The organism is Escherichia sp. AM3 (assembly GCF_032029835.1).
Taxonomy (GTDB): domain Bacteria; phylum Pseudomonadota; class Gammaproteobacteria; order Enterobacterales; family Enterobacteriaceae; genus Escherichia; species Escherichia coli.
In genome coordinates, this window is record NZ_JAVUPQ010000276.1 from 1 (window position 1) to 1,578 (window position 1,578).

The window sequence follows — 1,578 nt, forward strand, 5'->3', positions numbered from 1 at the left end:
GCCCCGGATACTTCCATCATTTTTCCCAGTATCGTGCCAAGGCCGATAACCGCTGCGAGGAACCCCAGCGTTCCGCCAATTCCACTTTCAATAGCATTTACCATATCCAGTGGCCCCATGCCCATCATCGTTCCCACGAAGAAGCTGGCCAGCAACAGCGCCAGAAACGGGTGGAATTTGAACTTCACGATGGTCAGTACAATTAACACGATGCTGATAAGCAGCGTGCTCACAACCCAGATTTGAGAGTGCATATCTCACCTTCCCCTGTGATTAACCTGATGATATTGGACAAAAAAACAACGCAGGCTGACAAACGATAAAATTTGCCTTTCACATGAGGTAAATTGCATCAATGGAGTGATTTACATCTAAAAATGAAGGTGAATTGAGATATGGTTCACTTTAGCTCATCTCATAGCTGAAATTTTGCCGCTATTTTTTTACACTTAAGCGAAAAATGAGGTGATTATGGAACCCCTTCGTGAAATAAGAAATCGGCTGCTTAACGGCTGGCAATTATCAAAAATGCATACTTTTGAAGTGGCTGCCAGGCATCAGTCCTTCGCCCTGGCGGCAGAGGAATTGTCGCTGAGCCCCAGTGCGGTAAGTCACCGTATCAATCAGCTGGAAGAAGAATTGGGCATTCAGTTGTTTGTTCGTTCCCATCGCAAAGTGGAATTAACGCACGAGGGGAAACGTGTTTATTGGGCGCTAAAATCGTCGCTGGATACCCTGAACCAGGAAATTCTTGATATCAAAAATCAGGAGTTATCGGGAACGTTAACTCTGTATTCCCGGCCCTCTATCGCCCAATGCTGGTTGGTGCCCGCATTAGGTGACTTTACACGCCGGTATCCGTCTATTTCGCTCACCGTGCTCACTGGTAATGACAACGTCAATCTGCAACGTGCCGGAATCGATTTGGCGATCTACTTTGATGATGCGCCGTCAGCGCAACTCACTCATCACTTTCTGATGGATGAAGAAATCCTGCCAGTATGTAGCCCGGAATACGCTCAAAGACATGCTTTAACCAACACGGTAATTAACCTGTGTCACTGTACGTTGCTCCATGACAGACAGGCATGGAGCAACGACTCCGGTACGGATGAATGGCATAGTTGGGCGCAACATTATGCGGTTAATTTGCCGACATCTTCTGGAATTGGCTTTGATCGTTCTGATTTAGCTGTTATTGCCGCGATGAATCATATTGGGGTGGCGATGGGAAGAAAACGCCTGGTACAAAAAAGGCTTGCCAGTGGTGAGCTCGTCGCGCCGTTTGGCGATATGACGGTGAAATGCCATCAGCATTATTACATCACCACATTACCGGGCAGGCAGTGGCCAAAAATTGAAGCGTTTATTATCTGGCTAAGAGAACAGGTAAAAACCACTTCATAATGAATAAAACCACGAGTTCCTGGTGTGCCTTATTCGGCCTGCTAGTTCGAATTTAATTTACGGTTTTTATGTGGTTTTAGGGATAAACACAAGGATGGTGTCCCCTGCAGGAATCGAACCTGCAATTAGCCCTTAGGAGGGGCTCGTTATATCCATTTAACTAAGAGGACA

Annotated in this window: 1 protein-coding gene, 1 tRNA gene and 1 pseudogene; 1 reads left to right on the forward strand and 2 read right to left on the reverse strand. The window is 46.4% G+C overall.

The window, feature by feature from the left end:
* A pseudogene (locus RTW80_RS25030) lies at positions 1-254 on the reverse strand (D-serine transporter DsdX); the annotation flags it as partial.
* A 217-nt stretch (positions 255-471) separates the two neighbouring features.
* On the opposite strand from RTW80_RS25030, the gene dsdC reads away from it, so the two are divergent.
* Positions 472-1,407 carry a DNA-binding transcriptional regulator DsdC gene (gene dsdC, locus RTW80_RS25035; RefSeq protein ID WP_001326971.1) on the forward strand — a complete coding sequence of 312 codons (936 nt, stop codon included), beginning with the start codon at positions 472-474 and terminating at the stop codon, positions 1,405-1,407.
* A 95-nt stretch (positions 1,408-1,502) separates the two neighbouring features.
* Here the strand turns inward: dsdC and RTW80_RS25040 are convergent.
* A tRNA-Arg gene (locus RTW80_RS25040) sits at positions 1,503-1,577 on the reverse strand.
* Position 1,578: the final 1 nt, after the last annotated feature.

Coding starts and splice junctions, on each gene's coding strand:
- dsdC (WP_001326971.1), top strand. CDS start 472: ATGGAACCCCTTCGTGAAATAAGAAATCGGCTGCTTAACGGCTGGCAA.